The organism is Tolypothrix bouteillei VB521301, from assembly GCF_000760695.4.
In the GTDB taxonomy this organism is placed as follows: Bacteria; Cyanobacteriota; Cyanobacteriia; order Cyanobacteriales; family Nostocaceae; genus Scytonema; species Scytonema bouteillei_A.
In genome coordinates this window covers 9400125-9418899 of record NZ_JHEG04000001.1, presented here as the reverse complement: position 1 = coordinate 9418899, position 18775 = coordinate 9400125, and the positions used below count along the sequence as shown (strand labels likewise).

Annotated in this window: 18 protein-coding genes and 1 pseudogene; 13 read left to right on the top strand and 6 right to left on the bottom strand. The window is 42.1% G+C overall.

What is annotated here, in order from left to right; translation table 11 throughout:
• Positions 1-56: 56 nt before the first annotated feature.
• Positions 57-452, top strand: coding sequence for a nuclear transport factor 2 family protein (locus HC643_RS38525; protein ID WP_038088446.1), 396 nt, complete (start codon positions 57-59; stop codon positions 450-452).
• A 163-nt stretch (positions 453-615) separates the two neighbouring features.
• Here the strand turns inward: HC643_RS38525 and HC643_RS38520 are convergent, their stop codons facing one another.
• Positions 616-1284, bottom strand: coding sequence for a Coq4 family protein (locus HC643_RS38520; protein WP_050045454.1), 669 nt, complete (start codon positions 1282-1284; stop codon positions 616-618).
• A gap of 64 nt (positions 1285-1348) precedes the next feature.
• On the opposite strand from HC643_RS38520, the gene HC643_RS41905 reads away from it, so the two are divergent.
• Both HC643_RS41905 and HC643_RS38515 read left to right on the top strand, forming a co-directional pair.
• Positions 1349-1504, top strand: coding sequence for a hypothetical protein (locus HC643_RS41905; protein ID WP_237266052.1), 156 nt, complete (start codon positions 1349-1351; stop codon positions 1502-1504).
• On the top strand, positions 1467-2429 hold the full coding sequence (locus tag HC643_RS38515; protein ID WP_237266051.1) for an AraC family transcriptional regulator: 963 nt from the start codon (positions 1467-1469) through the stop codon (positions 2427-2429). Before HC643_RS41905 ends, HC643_RS38515 begins: the two co-directional genes overlap by 38 nt.
• 38 nt (positions 2430-2467) lie before the next feature.
• Here the strand turns inward: HC643_RS38515 and HC643_RS38510 are convergent, their stop codons facing one another.
• Entirely contained in the window at positions 2468-3229 is a 762-nt protein-coding gene (locus tag HC643_RS38510; protein WP_137986188.1) for a sensor histidine kinase, read from the bottom strand.
• 165 nt (positions 3230-3394) lie between these two features.
• Between HC643_RS38510 and HC643_RS38505 the strand changes: the two are divergent.
• Positions 3395-4037: pseudogene (locus tag HC643_RS38505) on the top strand (transposase); the annotation flags it as partial.
• A 58-nt stretch (positions 4038-4095) separates the two neighbouring features.
• Here the strand turns inward: HC643_RS38505 and HC643_RS38500 are convergent.
• Positions 4096-5556 (bottom strand): cryptochrome/photolyase family protein, encoded by a 1461-nt coding sequence (locus HC643_RS38500; protein WP_050045456.1) that lies wholly within the window; start codon positions 5554-5556, stop codon positions 4096-4098.
• 185 nt (positions 5557-5741) lie between these two features.
• Here HC643_RS38500 and HC643_RS38495 point away from each other — a divergent pair, with 185 nt between their 5' ends.
• A complete protein-coding gene (locus HC643_RS38495) occupies positions 5742-6284 on the top strand; it encodes a cupin domain-containing protein (RefSeq protein WP_038088438.1) in 543 nt (180 codons plus the stop codon).
• A gap of 11 nt (positions 6285-6295) precedes the next feature.
• Here HC643_RS38495 and HC643_RS38490 read toward each other — a convergent pair whose 3' ends face one another.
• From HC643_RS38490 to HC643_RS38480, 3 genes are all read right to left on the bottom strand, one after another.
• Positions 6296-7090 carry a CBS domain-containing protein gene (locus HC643_RS38490; protein WP_038088567.1) on the bottom strand — a complete coding sequence of 265 codons (795 nt, stop codon included), beginning with the start codon at positions 7088-7090 and terminating at the stop codon, positions 6296-6298.
• 91 nt (positions 7091-7181) lie between these two features.
• Positions 7182-7544, bottom strand: a complete 363-nt coding sequence (locus HC643_RS38485; RefSeq protein ID WP_038088564.1) for a four-helix bundle copper-binding protein — start codon at positions 7542-7544, stop codon at positions 7182-7184.
• Positions 7545-8430: 886 nt separating this feature from the next.
• On the bottom strand, positions 8431-9594 hold the full coding sequence (locus tag HC643_RS38480; protein ID WP_237266050.1) for a pyridoxal phosphate-dependent aminotransferase: 1164 nt from the start codon (positions 9592-9594) through the stop codon (positions 8431-8433).
• A gap of 256 nt (positions 9595-9850) precedes the next feature.
• On the opposite strand from HC643_RS38480, the gene HC643_RS38475 reads away from it, so the two are divergent.
• From HC643_RS38475 to HC643_RS41895, 8 genes are all read left to right on the top strand, one after another.
• Positions 9851-10105, top strand: a complete 255-nt coding sequence (locus HC643_RS38475) for a hypothetical protein (protein WP_038088433.1) — start codon at positions 9851-9853, stop codon at positions 10103-10105.
• 320 nt (positions 10106-10425) lie between these two features.
• Positions 10426-11214 (top strand): FHA domain-containing protein, encoded by a 789-nt coding sequence (locus HC643_RS38470; RefSeq protein ID WP_038088429.1) that lies wholly within the window; start codon positions 10426-10428, stop codon positions 11212-11214.
• Between the two features lie 130 nt (positions 11215-11344).
• Positions 11345-12775, top strand: coding sequence for a hypothetical protein (locus HC643_RS38465; protein ID WP_038088426.1), 1431 nt, complete (start codon positions 11345-11347; stop codon positions 12773-12775).
• A 212-nt stretch (positions 12776-12987) separates the two neighbouring features.
• Positions 12988-13401, top strand: coding sequence for a hypothetical protein (locus HC643_RS38460; protein ID WP_038088423.1), 414 nt, complete (start codon positions 12988-12990; stop codon positions 13399-13401).
• Positions 13402-13586: 185 nt separating this feature from the next.
• Positions 13587-14408 (top strand): superoxide dismutase, encoded by an 822-nt coding sequence (locus HC643_RS38455; RefSeq protein ID WP_038088420.1) that lies wholly within the window; start codon positions 13587-13589, stop codon positions 14406-14408.
• 150 nt (positions 14409-14558) lie between these two features.
• A complete protein-coding gene (locus HC643_RS38450; protein WP_137986190.1) occupies positions 14559-14789 on the top strand; it encodes a hypothetical protein in 231 nt (76 codons plus the stop codon).
• A 126-nt stretch (positions 14790-14915) separates the two neighbouring features.
• A complete protein-coding gene (locus HC643_RS41900) occupies positions 14916-16928 on the top strand; it encodes a sensor histidine kinase (RefSeq protein WP_038088417.1) in 2013 nt (670 codons plus the stop codon).
• 73 nt (positions 16929-17001) lie between these two features.
• Positions 17002-18775, top strand: a 1774-nt coding sequence (locus HC643_RS41895) for an ATP-binding protein (protein WP_237266049.1), incomplete at its 3' end; no start/stop codon positions are given.

Here is an 18775-nt window from a genome sequence, read left to right as displayed (position 1 = left end):
AAAAAATTGCATAATTAAGTCATGTAAGCTTAGGTTAGCGCTTTAAGAGAGCTACAATGACACAAGAGCTAGAAACTACTTTAAAAGTTGCTCATCAAGCATTTGAACATTTTAAGCACGGTTTGACAACAGGGGATTGGAACCAGTTTTTAGATATGGTTACCGATGACTTTAGTTTCTGGTTTCCCATGGGAAAATATCACGGCTTGCATGAGGGAAAAGAAAAAGCAAGAGAATTTTTTCAATATGTTGCTGAAGCTTTCAAAGGTGGGCTGGCTGTGACTTTAGAGCGCGTGACGAGCAATGAAACAACTGTGGTTTTTGAATTTCGGGATGAAGGGAAGTTATTTGGCGAACCTTATAAAAACCGTGTGGCTGTTTCTTTTGATGTGCAGGGGAATAAAATTTGCAGCTATCGGGAATACTTTGGTAGCGATGGCAAATCTTATTGACAAGTCGCTGAAGCGATCGCTTGCCATAATGAGGAATACCATGCACTCACCTCATCTGGGCGCTAGTTAGGTCGAGGGGGAGATAATACTCCCCCTCGACCTAACTGGCATCCAAAAAGTAGAGCGAGCGCAGAACTAAACATTCTGGATCTAATGACTACACTCAAGCAAAAACAGGTTTAACACCTAGTTCAGACTGCCATTCTGCCAATGGCTTCTCCCAGTGTTCTTCCCACTTCTGCGCTAGGAATGGTTTTGCCTTTACTCCCATGGCATAGCCTCGCTGAATTACCCCCAACACTTCATTTAAGCGAGCGGGGTACTTGAGCAGAGTGTGGAAAACGCCTGCGGTGGCAATGGCAACAGACACAGGCAAATGAGTTTGCGCCAGGGTAAATCCTTGTAAGCCAAACTCTCCGACTTCATCGGTGCCAAACCCAGTCAAAATATGCCAGATATCATGCGTCTGTTTGATTCGTAATTCCAGACAAGAGCTATCGTCTGTCACCTCAACATGGGGGAAAAAGTTGGGGTCGAAATTCAGCCGCTTCATGTGGGTGGCATAGCAGTAGCCTAGAGAATCTTGAGGGAGCTGCAACAGGGCATCCATATCAGGAGTAGGAGCAATATATCGTTCCCGAACCAGTGCCTCAATGTCGGGATTGGACTTGAGATACTCAATTCCCAGGTCGTACATTTCCGTTTGATTGATGCTTTTAGCCATCTCGAAAACGGCGAGGGTTTGGCTGGGATCTTCTGCAAGTTTAATAAATGATTTCAACGCGACTGCTTGCTCTGGACGAAGGTCTACGGGGTGTTCTAAAGTTATCATACAAGTCTCCTTTGGCAGAAATCTGTTTGTTCTTTCAAAGTACTGCTGAATCAGTGGGTGAGTCATGCCCCAAGGCGACAACCTTGTTGACCTAAGATGCCACTATGCAAAACGCCGTCTCCATCAAAACTGTACAGGGGATTTTGGATGCCGCCAGCCATTGCAGCGTGCAGGTCGAGAAGGTGGTAGCAGCGCTCGGACTCGATTTAAATCTATTTAATGACCCGGATGGACGAATATCCCATGAAATGCTCTGTACACTCTGGCAGGAAATTACCCGGCGCTCGGGTGACCCCTACATTGGTTTGCGGTTGCCAGAATTTACGCAACGCGAAAGCTGGTATGTGTTTGGCTATGCCGTTCTCAATAGTCCCAATTTAGGTAGAGCGCTGGAACGAATGGTGCAATATATTCCCTTGTTGCACATGGGCGTTGAACTCGCTTTTGTCGTTGAGGACAAGGTGGCACGATTCACCCATGCCATTCCGACTTCCCCTGTACCCGTGCCGACAGTGTTGGGACAATGGGCGGTGGCAAATATCGTCTGGAGTTTTCGTCAGGCAACAGGAGTGAATTGGGTGCCTTTGCAGGTTAAGTTTCAGCATCCTCACCCCCCCGATATTTCTGCATACCGTGACTTCTTTCGCGCTCCTCTGGAGTTTGACTGCTCAGTTGATGAACTGGTGTTAGATGGAGAGCTACTCCAGCTGCCATTGTTGAAAGCCGACCCAGGGCTGGATGCTATTCTCAATCGTCATGTCAAAGAATTGATCGCTCGGTTGCCGAAGTCAAACACGTTTGTGGATAGCGTGCATTGGGCAATCAGTGAGGGGTTCCGGTGTGGAGATGTGGGAATGGAGGCGATCGCTAAACGTCTGAGCTACACTCCCCGTACTTTCCAACGTAAACTCAAGGAATCGGGCACATCTTATACCGATTTGCTGGATCGGATGCGGCATCAGCTTTCAGTGCATTACTTGCAAGAAGCGCCCATCGCCATCAGTGAAATTGCGTTTCTGCTGGGTTTCTCAGAAAGCAGTGCGTTTCATCGGGCATTCAAACGGTGGACAGGTACCTCTCCCAGTGAGTTTCGGCTTGCCCAGCCGAGCTCCTCTCCCAATTTGGGAATACTAACAAAAGAGTGATTACCACATAGGAGATTTTGATGGGTTTACAGAAGACATTACCAGGGTTGCTGATAGAGTTCGTAATAATGCAGGGAAAGCTGTGAGCGATCGCCCTTGGCGCAAGCCGTACCCGGCTTATCGCACTGTTGTTGTGTCATCCCTACACCATCATCTCGAACAGTGCAACGGATTTGGTTTTTGACATTTTCACAAACAGCATCCAATGTCAACTTTACCCCCGGTCGGTTATAACGCAGTGCATTTAAAAGCAAATTTTCATACACTCGCCGCAGATGTAGCGCATCGGCATTCACAGGAGGTAAATGAGTGGGAATCGTAGCTGTTACTGTAGCATTTGCTTGCTGAATAAACGGTTGGAAATCGCCAATTACGGATTGCACCAGCTCGTGCAAGTTCACGCTTTGGTAATGCAGTACAATTCCATGGACTTCAGTTTCGTGTGCCTCTAACAGCGAGTTAATTAAAGCAACTTGTCGCTCCCCACTCTCAATCATTTGTTTGAGTAATTCTTGGGGAATCTGTATTGTTTGTTGCTCGCTCTGCCCAAAAGTCTTTAAAGTCATCACCATACCAATGACAGGATTGCGTAAATCGTGAGACACGGCATGAAGAAAAATCCGCAGTCGTTGACGTAATTCAAATTCACGTTGCAACGAGCGCTCATATAAAAATATGCCAACATCGGCTATTAAGCAAATCAACACTGTATAGAATATGCCCAAAGCATAGGCTGCTGGGACAGTCGTATGCGGATCGCGCCAACCAAACAGCATCGCGATCGCATTATGGCAAAGCAATAGCCCAGATGTGCTTCAGCAACTGGGCTTTTAAATTTAACCGACAACAACCTTACGGTCAAAATCCTTGCATAATTATGGTTAATCAGTACAAACAGTATAATAAATACTATATACGTAAAATAAGAGCAACCGCCAATTCCACCGCAAAACTTTGAACTTCCTATGAAGTGAAAATTATCTTCTGATAATCGTTGGGTAATAATGGCAAGGCTAATACTACGATCGGAATTTGAAGAGGAATATGCATCAAAATTTGATGAAGAAATGGGGGCATCGGCTAAATCATTTCGGATGGCATTAGGAGCACTAATAATTAAAGAGAAACTTGGAGTAAGCGATCGCGCTCACACTAGAGCAAATCAAGGAAAACCCTTATCTAAATTACTTTATAGAAATATTGTCTTATAGTAATAAAGCTCCGTTCGATGCATCAATGCTAGTTTACTTTCGTGAAAGAATAAGTGTAAATCTAGTAAATAAAGTGAATCAAGAAATGGTGAAAAGGATGTTAGAAACAACATCTTCTCAACCATCTGAAAAAAAAATAGAAGGAAAAGAAAGAGAAATAAGTGATGATGCCACATATGTGCCAAAGCCACTCTTTGGACTGGCGAACTTGGAGGGTGAACCTAAAAATCGTGGAAAATTAATATTAGATGCAACTTATGCACCTAGTGATATTAATTATCCGACGGACTTAGAACTATGAAATCAAACAAGAAAGCAGACAGAAAGAATTATAGATTCTCTTTATGAACAGATAAAGGGACAATTAAAGAAGAAACCAAGAACCTATCGGGAAATAGTTGGTGGGCGGTGCCCACCCTACTAACAATAACAGGCGAGACGCCTGTCCTAAACCACTAACCACTAACCGCTCCCTCTTTTTGCCTTTGATATCTTTCTTTAAAGAGTCGTTGCTGTTTGTTGTGATCCACAATGGGGTCGGAATAGCCAACAGCACGACGTTCTATAGGAGTGATTTTACCTGTTACTAAATATTCTGTATCTACAGACCGCAATTCTGGAACCCATGTCCTTATATATTCGCCTTCGGCGTCAAACTTTTGTGCTTGGCTAGCTGGGTTGAATATTCGTATGGGTTTTGGGTCCATCCCGCTAGAAGCACTCCACTGCCAACCACCATTATTTGCAGATAGATCGCCATCGATTAACCTCTGCATAAAGTATTTTTCTCCCCTTCTGGGATCGATGAGCAAATCTTTAGTCAGGAAATTGGCGACAATCATTCGACATCGGTTGTGCATCCAACCAAGTTCGTTCATTTGGCGCATGGCTGCATCAACAATTGGGTAACCAGTTCTTCCCTCGCACCAAGCTTGAAAGTGTTCTTCGTTATTATCATAGGGGAAGTTTTTAAAGGGTTGGCGAAAAGCCCCATCTGCTAGTTCCGGGAAGTTATACATTGCGTGTTGATAAAATTCCCGCCACGCTAACTCCTGTTGCCATGCACGAATGCTAGTTTCTGTTTCTTGGCTGCGACTATTTTCTAACGCTTCCACGGTTGCTTGCCAAACAGTGCGAATGCCAATAACACCAAATTTCAAAGCCGCACTCAATCGGGAAGTACCGTCAATGGCTGGAAAATTACGCTGCTCTTTATATTCTTCAATAGCACGGGTACAAAATTCTTCTAACCGTTCTTGCGCTGCTGCTTCTCCGGGTTCAATGACTAATTCTCCATCCCATTGTTTGCCCAAATCTTTTGCTGTGGGTAGCTCTATTGCCCCGGCTTGCTTTGCTATTTCCCGTTCGGCTTGTGTTAATCCTACTAGATTGTTTTGGGGCGCACCATCTCTCATTTCTACTGGGGATAGTTTTGGTTTACTACTCCAATTTTTCCAAAAGGGTGTGTATACAGTGTAGGGTTGATTTGAACCAGTGCGTATACTGTCTGGAGGATGTAATATCTGATCCCAGTTTTTTTCAAGAAACTCAATACCGTTTTCCTTTAAAGAGTCTATTATGACGCGATCGCGTTCTTGAGAGTAGGGTTCTACATCCCAATTCCAGAAGACAGCCTTTGCACCCAAAGCCTCTGCCAATTTTGGAATGGCTTGGGTAGGTTCGCCATGAAGAATCAGCAATTGGCTACCCATTTGAGCATATCGCTCTTGTAGCGATCGCAAACAGCCAATCATATAAGTGACTCTGACTGCAGCAACATCATCCCTTTCGAGAATATTTGGATCGAGACAGAAAACACCCACAACCTTTGAGCTTTTTTGTCTTGCTGCAGCAAGTCCCGTGTTATCAGAAATGCGTAAATCGCGGCGGTGCCAAAACAGAATTAAATCAGTCATCCCAAATGGCTAGTTCGACTGTACTAGCTTAACAGTTATTGGTTATTAGTGAGTCATGAGTAACGTAGGACAAGGCTCTCGCCTATCGTCGCTCACCCATCGAAACCGCACTTAGTCTATCGGGTATGAGTGGAATTTTTGCTTTTATTTAATTATAATTTTTATAGTAATTTAATAATTATAGAATGGCTATCTTACTCTTAGAAGACGGTACAGTCGAAAGCAATCTAGTTGAAATCTCTCGAGAACTCTCTCCACTTGGGGTATATCTCAAACACTACGATCCAGGCACTTCGGTATTTTTGCCAGACCTAATTTCACAAGAAATTCTTACAAATCAAGAGAAAGATTATATTTTAGAAATTCATGACAGTCTTTTTGAATTTCTCAAACAAGAAGGAAACTATCTTTGGAGTGACCTGCTAACCCTGCATCCAGGGCTATCCCAACTTCAGATGCTGATCGACACCTATAACCGTTACCACGTACATACTGCTCCTGAAGCCCTCTACATATTAGCAGGGGAAATGATTTTTGGCTTTGTACGTCCTGATGGCACCCAGGTACAGCTTTTATTGCGATCGCAAGACTACATTCACATTCCAGCCAGAGTAGAACATTGGTCCAGTCCATCCGCATCATTACATTGCAAAGCAGTACGCTATTTCACAACTGCAGACGGTTGGGTACCACAGTACACCGGGACTTCAGCAGTCAGCGACCACTAACAACTAATCAATTATTCAATATCTTCACATCGAACTAACAACTGTTCCATAGCTTCTGCCAAAGATATCAACTCTGTCCAAGAAGAACCACTGACTAAATCTTGAGCATGAGCCAATCGGTTTCGCAAGTGTTCGGCAGATTTTAAAAAACGCTCTCCAGAACGCTTGGATTTCAGCCCAAGCTGTTTGAGTAGTTCTGGTTGCTGCAAAACTAATTCCCGCTTGTCACAAAATTGAATGTAATCAAGTAAATCTGTGGCTTCGTTTCTTTCTTGACTCTCTTGCCACAGCCGTCTGGCAATTTCTACCCTCTCTGATTTTAGAACTTTTTGCCAGGAATCTTGGGAGTAGTAACGTCTTACCAAACGAAGCAGATTCATCTCCAGTAGGGTCAACAAACCAAACAGGAGCATTCTGACTGGTGCTTTTTGCAAGTCTCCATAGGTGACAATTCCACTGACTCTGTTGCAATCAAGCACAAAAAGTCTGGAAGTCTGTTGCAAGATAGGTAATAACTTCATTAAAGGTGTAGAGATAGCAATTAATTCTTTTGGGTGAAAAACTTTCTGGTAATCGCTGCACTTACCTTGTTTGTCTCTCAAACTGTTCCGTTCTAGATAACCGCTAACAGCACCTTCTGACTCTACTCCAATGACATCAAAATCTTGTATGACCATCCAATGCCAGACTTCTGCTACATCTGCATCTGCTGGAACTGCTTTGAGGGGTTCAGCCACATATTCAATAGTAATGCTGTTTTCAAACAGGTTTCTTAAATCTTGAGAACGAGATTTTAAATGTTTCATTTTTACGCGATCGAACGTCAAGCGCCCAGACCAAAATAGCCCAGGCGCTTGAATATTAGGTTGCAGATAACCTTCTGCTAGGTCGAAATCATTAAGCGTGCATCATTCCCATCATCTTGCAGTGTTCAGCGCATTTGCGACAAGCAGCTGCACATTCCATCATCTTGGAATCGTCGCTCATTTGTTCGCACATCATTGCACACTTCTCGCACATTTCCGCACAAAGCATACAGGTTCGATGCATGAACTCAGAACCACTCATCATCATATTCATTGCCATCATGCACATTTCAGAACAATCACGCATCATGCTCATCATGCCCATGTCCATATGCTTGCCACTTTTTGTCATGCAGTGAGTCATGGTTTCCATGCACATTTTGTGGCAGTCCATGCAAGCCTGCATGCAAGTTTGCATTTCAGCTGTCATGTTTTCATTCATCATCATCATCATCATAAGTAAATTCCTCCTGATAGTGGACTTATTTCGTACATTAACCGTGTCTTTTTTAAATGTCAATCAGGAAATTATGACAGAATTTTAAACATGACTTTATCGATAAATTTAGGGGAATTTTATGTTCAATTTCACACAATTTAGTGTACTTTTTCTATTACCACGTGACAAAGGCTTGCTAATTTAAGGTAAAAATCTCCCCTTAAAGTAAGGAGATTTGTAGAACAAATTGTAAGATTGGGATATATGGGAATTAAGGTTGAATGTTTTGTAAGATTTTCTTGACAATTGAGTTTATTTCGTAAATAAAAAGCGATTTTTATAATACAAATCTTAAATAAACGTAAGGTTTTTAGTGATTCTTATTCTCCAAAGCAGCCATCCCCCGTACAACGTCAAAATCCCCAAAGAATTATGAATCAAGCCTTCACGACTCAACACATGACTCCAGAAGCGATAGCTTCGCTCCTGCCCAGAGGGCAGATCGCAAGGCTTGTCAACGACCTACCCGCTCGTATCAAAGCTGCACTTTTGGAAAAGTCTGCTGAACTTGAATGTTCCCTCAAAGCTACAATCGCTCGGGGCAATCTCCCGTTTTCTAGATCAAAAAGCGTTGAGCTTTGAGGACTGTCTACTTGCTCAACGTCTGAAAGAGGGGGAGCGTTAGATTTGCTGTAGTAGCTATCATTGGCATAAAAGACAAGCCAGGTAGCACTAAGGAAGCGATCGCACTTGTTCCTGCATTACGTAGATACCTGCCGAAGTCAGGAACTTCTTTCAGGTTATTTAGTATCTTTACCGACGGGTTATGATGGAGAGTTTAGTCCTGGAATAAAGGCTTTAGTCATAAGCCTTTATTATAGTTGCAATAAAGACCACTCTTCTAATCTCGCAATTTTAATAAACGATTTCCCGCCTTAGCTAGAGTTTCAGGTTTTTTACTAAAACAAAATCGAATGTATTTTTGTCCAGCCTCTGGTTTGGAGAAAAAGCTAGAACCGGGAACTACTGCTACTCCAATTTCTTTAATTAAAAACGTAGCAAATTCCATAGCAGTTTTGTTAGTAAAGGAAGTTATATCTGCAAAAATGTAGTACGCTCCTTTAGGAATAAAGTAAGGCATTCCTACTTTATCTAAAATCTGGATTATACTGTTTCGCTTTTCCTGGTAAAGGTTTGCTAGTTCTTGATAATAACTAATTGGTAGTTTCATTGCTGCTACCCCAGCCCGTTGCAAGGGTGCGGGGGAACCGACAGTTAGAAAGTCGTGAACTTTGCGAATGGCTCCAGTTAATTCTGGATTTGCTATGATATACCCGACGCGCCAACCCGTTACACTATAAGTTTTAGACAACCCATTAATGGTGATTGTCCGCTCTTCCATTCCCGGTAAGGTTGCTATTGCAATGTGCTGGCTTCCGTCGTAGAGAATGTGCTCGTAAATTTCGTCAGTAAATGCCAGTACGTCCCATTTTTGGCAAAGTTCGGCAATTAAAGTTAGCTCTTCACGGCTAAACACTTTTCCCGTTGGATTGTGGGGCGTGTTAATTATGATAGCTTTTGTGCGATCGCTAAATGCCTGACGCAATTCGGCTTCATCAAATGTCCAATCAGGTGGATTGAGGGACACGTAACGGGGAGTGGCATTTGCTATGATTGCATCGGGTCCGTAATTTTCATAATAAGGTTCAAAGATAATAACCTCGTCGCCTGGATTTACAGTAGCAAGCATTGTAGCTGCCATGGCTTCTGTCGAACCACAAGTTACTGTAATTTGCCGTTCGGGGTCAATATCTAAACCCAGATACCAGCGAACTTTTTCTGCCAAGGCATGACGGAAAGCGCGATCGCCCCAAGTGATGGCATACTGGTTAATATCTGCTGTAATTGCGTCACAGGCAGCTTGTTTCAATTCTTCCGGACAGGGAAAATCAGGAAAGCCCTGTGCTAAATTTACAGCGTTGTGTTGCAATGCAATTCGGGTCATTTCACGAATGACCGATTCTGTAAATTGACTTGCTTTGATGGAAATTTTTTGCTTTTGCACCTGAGCCACCTTATCGCTTCATTCATCATAAGTCTCAAGTTTAATATACGGTTGCTTGATTTAAGTACTGTATTTATGACATTGGCTCGCAGTTACCAGACCATCGGTTACGTAAGGGACGACAGCCTGTAGCAAGGAGTAGCGTTGGGGATTGCCCACTAGATTAAAAGAAAATTTTCTACAATTTGTCAATTTTGGGCGATTTTTAATAAATAATATTTTCCGAAAAGAGAATAGGTTGTTTTGAAGTCATAATATGTCCCCCTTAGCAATTTATATTGAAGAGATCAAAATGGAGCTTGTTATTGGACTGTTAATAGTAGGAGCGATTTTGGCTGGTACAAGCATTGTTGGCAACAAAAAACGTAGCAACATCGGTCATACTGATAGCAGCTCGTGGAGTATCGATCTTGGAAACTGGAGTAGTAGCGATAGTAGTGATGGCGGTAGCGATGGTGGCGACTGCGGTGGTGGTGACTGCGGTGGTGGTGACTGCGGTGGTGGTGACTGAGGGACTTGTGAATGAGGTTGGCAGATTCGGCGTTTCTTCTGTTAGCTGATATCTGAGGCGCGATCGACCTCGATCATGCATGAGTTTTTATTTATACAATCTTTGTCTATATCAAGTTTTGATAAAACCCAAGCTGCCTCAGTCTAGCAATTAAGCTGAACGCTTGTTGGTACAAGCCTTTGACCCAGGTGCTTGACTTTGCGTGTTTTCTACAATAAATTACCTAAATATAATAATTTACAGGCAGTGCAGGTATTACAATTGAGACACATGAATCGGAATTTCTCAATGAATTAATACATGAAGCCGTAGAACAAGTTATGCACAATACAACAAGAGCACAGCCTACAGGACTGAGTTTAGAGCTTTTTCACGTTCAAACGAACACTTCGTTTGACTTGCCATTAAATTTTACTGTTCTTCGTATTGGTAAACCAAAAGACCAAATAGCACCAGATATCAACGTTGTTAACTTACCCAATGCTGACTTTGTTTCTCGTCTTCATGCGGAACTTCATGTAGAAAAAGGCACTTATTATCTCCTAGATATGAACAGTGCAAATGGTACGTTTGTCAACAGCATCAGGCTGAAGCCAGGAAAGCGCCACAAACTCAACTTTGGTGACAAAATCGATTTGGGATCGGGAGGGAACGTCACATTTTTGTTTTTGAATAAGCAGACTCCGGTTGTCCAATCCGAGCAAACTGCGTTGAACCACTTACCTACAGTGATTCAGGTTGAATTGTTGGCAAACAGCAAGCCATCTCTTGTAGAGCGTTCTAACAAATTTGCAGGCGTAATGGTGATGCTTTTAGGTGTAGTGATTTTAGCAATCAATATACCCATTGGGATTAAAATGCGTCTTCCTGGTGTTATACTGTGCGCTGTAGCCGTAGGAGCGTTATCTTTACCACGTATCAACCAGAACGTAGGATGGCTTTTGATGGGATTGGGAATCTCAATTATGTTGTTTACAGAAAAAGCCTTTGCACCAATACCCCTGTTAGCTATCCTTGCAGGTTCCAGTCTGATAATAGCTGGATATCGCTTGTATACTAGCGAGAAACTGTGGAATTTCAGTTTCCCTGGCAAGATGCGAAAAAAATAACTTCTTGAAGGATAAAGTGTGAAGGATGAAGTGTAGAGTAAATACATAAACAAATTTGGGGATTGATATTCATTTTTTTTGAAGATGAAAGGTAAATTTTTTTATCCTTTATCCTTTATCCTTTTAAATTATGTCTTTAATTTTGACCAACACCCAACAGTGGTGCAAGAACTACGAAGCAGCTTCTGCAAAAGACAAACATTTGTTGATGGTAGAGGCGCTAGAAAATGCAATTCCACCAAGAGCGATTGAGGAATGCGATTTGGGGATGTTGCTTGTAGAACTCGTTGATGAGATAGATAGCAATAATCTCATTTCAGATGCTCTAGCACTGATTGAAAAAGTGCAGCACCAGCAACCCGATCTTTATGCTCGCGAATTTCAATATCTGGATAGCCTGCGGGTAAAGTATTACCTTTTTTCCAAGCAACCAGAACTCTTGAGATCTTGTCTGGCTCAATTTAAGAACGATCCTGTTAGCGGTATCGATCGCATGATGTCTTCCGTTATTGAGTATCTGCGATTTTATGGTGCAACGCGGGAAATCGTTGATTTATGCAAGAGTACTTATCAGCCTATTAAAAATTCACGAGAAGTACTTCCCGGTACAGAGGATGAACTAGCAGGCGTCATCCTAATCGATCTTATGGAAACAGTTTACCGAGAGTTACAACAAGGTGGAGCAGTTGATTGGGATGCATTTGGCGATGCAGCCAAGCAGTATGTAACGGAAGAACCTCAACTTTGGATTGCGGAAGTTCGTCGCAACTTAACTAAAGAAATAGAAATCAACCAACAATTTTTTACTGATTTTAAATCAGAACAGAAACGGGATGATAATCTACGTGCTTTATCATTGGCGTTTTCTATTTATATGGCTGCTCAAAAACAAGTCAGTTTTATCACAAGCCAAAGAATTTGGGGCTCTGTTTTTGAATTTTTGAGTGCGCGAGAGTTACCGCGCAACGAATTGGGTTATCCCGATCGCTTCTTTACTTTTTCTGAAGAAACATTAGACAAACATATTGCCCAATTGATTGGGGGACTGTTATCTGATGGTCAGGTTGAAGCAGCAGCCGTACTTTGGGGAATTCCTTATGTCTATGACTTTTTATTGAACAAGCAAGTCATCGGACAAGCAATACACCAAGAGGTTATTGCTGTGACAAGTGTACTGAAACCAAAAATGATTGAGGTTTTCGAGCGGTACTTGTGGCAATTAGATTTTGTCCATCGTTGGTTACCTCCCGATAGTGTTGTTGAGGCTGATTTCACTGCTGAAGCTGCTTTGTTTGCCAGCAGTATTGAAAAAGTAACCCCTCTTGCCACTGAACCAGGTAAAGGCAATCTTGAATCTTTTTACAATCAATTTAAAGACTTTAATTCAGATATAACTGATAACAAAGAAGCCCCATTTTTGCCAAATCCAAGACTATTCGAGCCACCCGATATAAAACCAGAAAAGCCACCCAAAAAGCGAAAGTCTCCCCTCATGCAAGCAGCAGATCTGTTTGATAGAAATACGTCTTCAAAGGGAAAGCAGAAAAAGAAGAAGAAGTGATAGCAATCTTATTTGAGTCAGAACAAGGGAGACAAGGGAGACAAGGAAGAGGTGTTTGTAACTCAGTGAGGAGTGCTATTTTTTTATGAAAAGGTTTAATGTAGGGTGGGCAATGCTGACCCTACGTATATTTCAAAAATCAAATAAGAGCCTTCTAATATTATGTTATTTTTATTACATCAACAACACTCAATATTTTCCTGCTTCCTGTCATGAGAAAATTTAGTGCAATTTCTGCTACATTTGTCTTTTTGACTTTAGCTTTTAATGTTTTGCCAACGCACGCTCAATCGAATAGTAGCTGCACTGCTCAAGCAAGAATAGGACCTGATGCTACCAATAAAATCCTTGCTTTGGGTCGAGCTAAAAATGTTGCTCGTCAAGCAGCGGAAGCCGCTAATGGAGGGATCGAGAATTATCGTGCAGAAAACTCAATGCACGGACCTATTGAACAAGTCCCTTGTGTAGATAATGGTGATGGAACTTGGACATTTACCTTTAAGGGTACAGCGCCTGGTGGCACGACACCAATTGTCGAAAGTGTTGTGACAGTGAACAGTCAAACATTTGAGGTGAAAGTCGATCGCAATACTCCTTTGAGTTCAGTAGACAAGAATCAACAATAAAACTATAGAACAAATCCTAAAATCGTTGGCTTCGGTTTGTAGTTGTCTGTAAAGATAGCGCAACTACAAATCGGTGAAGATGATTCGAGCAAACTTACTTATCGTAAAACAACGAAGAATCATATACTGAGTGTTGTGCTAATCACAGCCTGCGATGTATTAATATATGGATTTGGAGCCTAAATATGGTGAGGTTTTTGTGGAAACAAATCAGCTACCTTTTGGTAGGAATCATGCTGTTTGCACTACTCGCTTCTTGTCAACCAACAGCACCAACAGCTGACTCACAGTCTTCTACAGAGACACCGGGAGCAACACCAACAGCAACACAAGCTCAAACCACACAAACTCTACCTGTAGCCTATGTCGATCGCGAACTAGAAACCCCCGCACAGTTACCGCCATTACCCTATGCTTATGACGCGTTAGAGAAAGTCATTGATGAAGAAACCATGAAACTGCATCACGACAAGCACCACGCAGCATATGTCAACAACTTGAACGATGCATTAAAGAAGCATCCCGAACTGCAAAGCAAAAGTGTAGAATCTCTATTGCGTGACTTAAACGGCGTACCTGAGGATATTCGTAACACAGTACGTAACAATGGAGGCGGACATCTCAATCACACTCTTTTTTGGCAACTTATGAGTCCCCAAGGTGGTGGGGAACCAACAGGCGCAATCGCAACAGAAATAAATCAAACTTTTGGTAGTTTTGATGCTTTTAAAAAACAATTTAACGAAGCAGGAACAAAGCAATTCGGTAGTGGTTGGGTTTGGTTAGTGCGTAATCCCCAAGGTCAACTGCAAATTGTATCGACACCCAATCAAGACAACCCAATTGCTGAGGGATCTTACCCGATTATAGGTAATGACGTATGGGAACATGCATATTACCTCAAATATCGCAACCGTCGTGCTGAGTACTTAGAGAAATGGTGGAACGTGGTGAACTGGTCGGAAGTTAACAAGCGAGCACAAGTCACATCACAGAAACAGACTTAGAATCGTTAGAACCATGTGGTTGGGTTTTCTTCTTTAACCCAACTACTTTACAAGACTTTTATCGGTTATACTACAAAAACATACTACAGTTATCTACTTTTTCAAAAGTTTTTTCTCGATCGGCAGTGATATTTGGCAATAAAAAACAGCATGACAAGAAGCCAAGACAAAAATCCGCAATGGCATTTGAATGACCCACGTACACGAAAATGGATGGTTCAATGCGTCTGGTGTCAAACTATTGGGTATCAAAGAGAAGCACCCGAACAGTTTTTTGGTCGCTACCATTTGATTAAACATTTCCGACCCATGAATCTCGACTCTACAGGAGTCTGTGAGGATTGCAGGAGAGCTTTATTATTCGCGCAAAAGCAGTTTTAGGTATGAGAATATTTTTAGTCAATTCTTTTCTATTTACAGCTATTACATGAAAAGTTAGTTAGAAAGATGAGAGACATGGGCATCTTAAGAGTAGTTCATATTGCGCCTGCTTAACTTTAACTCTCCATGCCTGCATCCAAAACCGATCGACTAACTGCTAGAACTCGGTCAACGTGCCGATCTCTCGCTATACACAACTGGGTAAAATCCTGGCGCAATTTGCTGTCTCACCTTGTTGTGGGTGGTACAGCGTTGGGAGTGAGTGTCGGAGCATTCTTCAGCTACCAAGTTACGCGAAAGCTAACCTTAGAAAACTTGCAGCAAAACGCTCTGTTAAAGGTTGAGCATGGCACTGATGAAATTGATAGTTGGCTGGCAACTCTCAAAACTAGAATTGATATGTTAGCCTATACAGAGCAAGTTCGCTCGGTAAATTGGTCAGTTGCTCAATCTTATTTAAAGGCGGAAGATGCTCGAAGCAAAGATTTTTCCGTATTCGGGCTAACTACCCCAGATGGTTTGCGTGATAGTACTGCTACAAACCTACGGGCAAATGTTCGAGATCGCCAGTGGTTCCAAAAGGCGATGTTGGGAGAAATTTATGTTGATGACCCGGTGATTGCTCGTGCAACGGGGCTTCCGTCCATTTCAATTTCTGCGCCCATTTACAGTAGTAAAAAGTTAGCGCGTTCGCCTATTGGTGTTGTGCATGGAGCAGTAACAGTAGATCGCGTAGCTCAGGCAGTCAATAGTTTAAAGTACGGTCATGGTAGCTATGCTTTTGCCCTCAATTCCAGAGGACAGGCGATCGTTCATCCAAATAGAGCCCTGATGTCAACTGAGGAAAAACCTGCCCCCAGTTTAGTAGAATCATCGGAGCCAAGTTTGGCGAGGATCGCACAAAAGATGGTAAAGCGCAAGCGAGGGATTGAGCTAGTCCAAATGGAAAGCAAGCAGTTGTACATTGCTTTCATGCCTCTGACTCATGCTAACTGGTCACTTGCCTTGGTCATTCCTCGTGAAAATATTGAGTCTAAACTGAGTTGGTTGGATGGCATTGCAGTTGCTGTTGTAAGTTTGACGGGGATGCTTATTGCTGTTTTGGTGTCCGTGCAATCTGCCGAACAATCCCGATTGAAGCAAGCCAAAGCTGAAGCTGAAACTGCCAATCAATTTTTGGAGATGAAAGTGGCAGAACGCACTCACCAACTAGAAGAAGCACGCGATCGCCTAGAGCAACGAGTTGCAGAACGAACGCAGGAGTTACAAGAAACCTTACAACACCTTGCCCAAACTCAATCTCATCTGGTACAAACTGAGAAAATGTCAAGTCTGGGGGAGTTAGTAGCGGGTATTGCCCACGAAATCAACAATCCGGTGAACTTTATTCACGGCAATGTTTTTCATCTGAGCGAGTACATGAGAGATTTATTCTGCGTGATTCATTCCTATCAGCAAAAGTATCCACCCGATTCAGAAATAGAACAGACCCTCGTGGAGATCGATTTAGAGTATCTTGAAAAAGATTTGCCCAAAATTCTAGCTTCAATGAAGATGGGAACCGAGCGTATCCGGGAAATTGTACAGTCGCTTCGCATCTTCTCGCGCATGGATGAGGCAGAGATCAAACCCGTTGACCTGCACTCTGGGATTGATAGTACGTTGCTGATTCTACAACATCGGCTTAAAGCCAAACCAGAACACCCAGAAATTGAGGTTGTTAAACATTACGGCGATCTGCCATTGGTGGAATGCTACGCCGGACAACTCAATCAGGTGTTTATGAATATTCTGACAAATGCAATTGATGCTGTAGAAGGGCGTTTCCGCAATAAGCCGGGTACAGCTTGCTCTCCCGGTCGGATTGCGATCGCAACGGAATTTGACTCAAAGTCACAAGTGAAAATTGTCATTGCAGATAACGGCGTTGGAATGTCTGAAACGGTTAGTCAAAAAATTTTCAACCCATTTTTTACAACAAAACCTGTAGGCAAAGGTACGGGGATGGGACTGTCAATTAGTTATCAAATCGTTGTTGAAAAACATAGGGGTCAGTTGAAATGCCTTTCCACACCAGGGAGCGGAACAGAATTCATCATTCAAATTCCCGTCGAGCAGCCAGTTCTTGAGTCCTTGTAACTTTTTGCTCCAATGATAATTCCACAAACTAAATGGGAATTATAAGCTATGGAAGCAGAAAAAAGTTATGTAAATGGAAGTCTTTGTGCTGAAACTAGCTGGTTATCAAATTTACGAGCCAATTTATTCCAGTATAAAAACTCTAGTTTTTCGAGGACTTAGGAGCGCAGACCAAAAACCAGTTGTTATCAAGCTCCTGCGAAGCGAGTATCCTAGCTTTAACGAACAGGTTCAATTTCGCAATCAGTATACCATCGCCAAAGACTTGAACCTTGAGGGTATTATTCAGACTTACAGCCTGGAAACCTACCGAAATAGTTATGCTCTCATCATGGAAGATTTTGGAGGAATTTCTCTATTTGACTGGAGATTAGAAAGAAATAGCGTTTTTTTAACTGAATTTTTTCATATTGCTCTTCAGCTTGTGACAGCTTTAGACGGATTGTATCGCCATCGAATTATTCACAAAGACATTAAACCTTCAAACATCCTAATTAATCCTACCACTCACCAAGTTAAACTGATAGATTTCAGTCTTGCTTCGCTGCTGCCTAGAGAAAATCCTACCTTGATTAGCCCCAACTTATTAGAAGGAACTTTACCCTATTTATCTCCAGAACAAACTGGGCGCATGAACCGGGGAATTGATTGGCGCAGTGACTTTTACTCCTTAGGTGTGACCTTCTTTGAACTCCTTACCGGACAACTACCTTTCTGCTCAAGCGATCCAATAGAATTGGTTTACAGCCATCTGGCAAAACAACCACCAAAAGCCCATAGCATTAACCCAGAAATTCCTTTAGTCCTCTCAAATATAATCAGCAAGCTGATAGCTAAAAATCCAGAAGACCGCTATCAAAACGTTTTGGGCTTAAAGCACGATCTAGAAAAATGTTTGCATCAGTGGCAAGAAAATCAGTCTATTGACATCTTTGAATTGGGACAACAAGATATCTCAGAACGCTTTGCGATTCCTGAAAAACTCTATGGAAGGGAAAAGGAAGTAGACATTATTATTGAATCCTTTAACAGAGTCTGTGCGGGAAAGACAGAATTCATGCTTGTCGCGGGGTTTTCAGGGATTGGTAAAACAGTCGTTGTCAATGCCGTTCAAAAACCCATTGTACGTCAACGAGGTTACTTTATCAGGGGGAAGTACGACCAATTCCAAAAAAATATTCCCTTCTCTGCATTTGTGCAAGCTTTTCGCGATCTAATCCAGCAACTACTGAGTGAAAGTGATGCACAACTTCAACAATGGAAAGCAAAACTTTTATTAGCTTTAGGAGAAAACGGACAAGTCATTATTGATGTCATCCCCGAATTAGAAAATATAATTGGCGAACAACCATCTGTCATAGAACTTTCAGGAAATGCAGCTACCAATCGATTCAATTTACTATTTAAAAAATTTATTCAAGTTTTTACTACACAAGACCATCCTTTGGTTATATTTCTCGATGATTTGCAATGGGCTGATTCAGCATCTCTAAAACTATTACAATTATTGCTGAGTGAATTTGACATTCGATATTTATTACTTATTGGTGCTTATCGAGATAATGAAGTCTTCGCAGCACATCCTCTTCTGGCGACCTTAGAAGAGATTGGTAAGCTCTCAGTCACTATCAACACAATAACTCTATCAACTCTGAAAAAATGCCATATTAAACATCTGATTGCTGATACTCTTATCTGCTCTTCCGAAATAGCAGAAACTCTTATGGAGTTGGTGTATCAAAAGACAAAAGGAACCCCTTTTTTTATTAACTATTTTCTCAAATCTCTCAATGAAAACGAGTTAATAAAATTTAACTTTAAAACTGGTTCTTGGGAATGTGACATTT

Bases quoted from the DNA above. Each gene is read 5' to 3' on its own strand.
- HC643_RS38490 (WP_038088567.1), bottom strand. From the start codon at position 7,090: ATGAAACATTTAAAATCTCGTTCTCAAGATTTAAGAAACCTGTTTGAA.
- HC643_RS38500 (WP_050045456.1), bottom strand. From the start codon at position 5,556: ATGACTGATTTAATTCTGTTTTGGCACCGCCGCGATTTACGCATTTCT.
- HC643_RS38450 (WP_137986190.1), top strand. From the start codon at position 14,559: ATGACAAGAAGCCAAGACAAAAATCCGCAATGGCATTTGAATGACCCA.
- HC643_RS38465 (WP_038088426.1), top strand. From the start codon at position 11,345: ATGTCTTTAATTTTGACCAACACCCAACAGTGGTGCAAGAACTACGAA.
- HC643_RS38525 (WP_038088446.1), top strand. From the start codon at position 57: ATGACACAAGAGCTAGAAACTACTTTAAAAGTTGCTCATCAAGCATTT.
- HC643_RS38495 (WP_038088438.1), top strand. From the start codon at position 5,742: ATGGCTATCTTACTCTTAGAAGACGGTACAGTCGAAAGCAATCTAGTT.
- HC643_RS38485 (WP_038088564.1), bottom strand. From the start codon at position 7,544: ATGATGATGATGATGAATGAAAACATGACAGCTGAAATGCAAACTTGC.
- HC643_RS38475 (WP_038088433.1), top strand. From the start codon at position 9,851: ATGTCCCCCTTAGCAATTTATATTGAAGAGATCAAAATGGAGCTTGTT.
- HC643_RS38455 (WP_038088420.1), top strand. From the start codon at position 13,587: ATGGTGAGGTTTTTGTGGAAACAAATCAGCTACCTTTTGGTAGGAATC.
- HC643_RS38470 (WP_038088429.1), top strand. From the start codon at position 10,426: ATGCACAATACAACAAGAGCACAGCCTACAGGACTGAGTTTAGAGCTT.
- HC643_RS38460 (WP_038088423.1), top strand. From the start codon at position 12,988: ATGAGAAAATTTAGTGCAATTTCTGCTACATTTGTCTTTTTGACTTTA.
- HC643_RS38520 (WP_050045454.1), bottom strand. From the start codon at position 1,284: ATGATAACTTTAGAACACCCCGTAGACCTTCGTCCAGAGCAAGCAGTC.
- HC643_RS41905 (WP_237266052.1), top strand. From the start codon at position 1,349: ATGCCCCAAGGCGACAACCTTGTTGACCTAAGATGCCACTATGCAAAA.
- HC643_RS41900 (WP_038088417.1), top strand. From the start codon at position 14,916: ATGCCTGCATCCAAAACCGATCGACTAACTGCTAGAACTCGGTCAACG.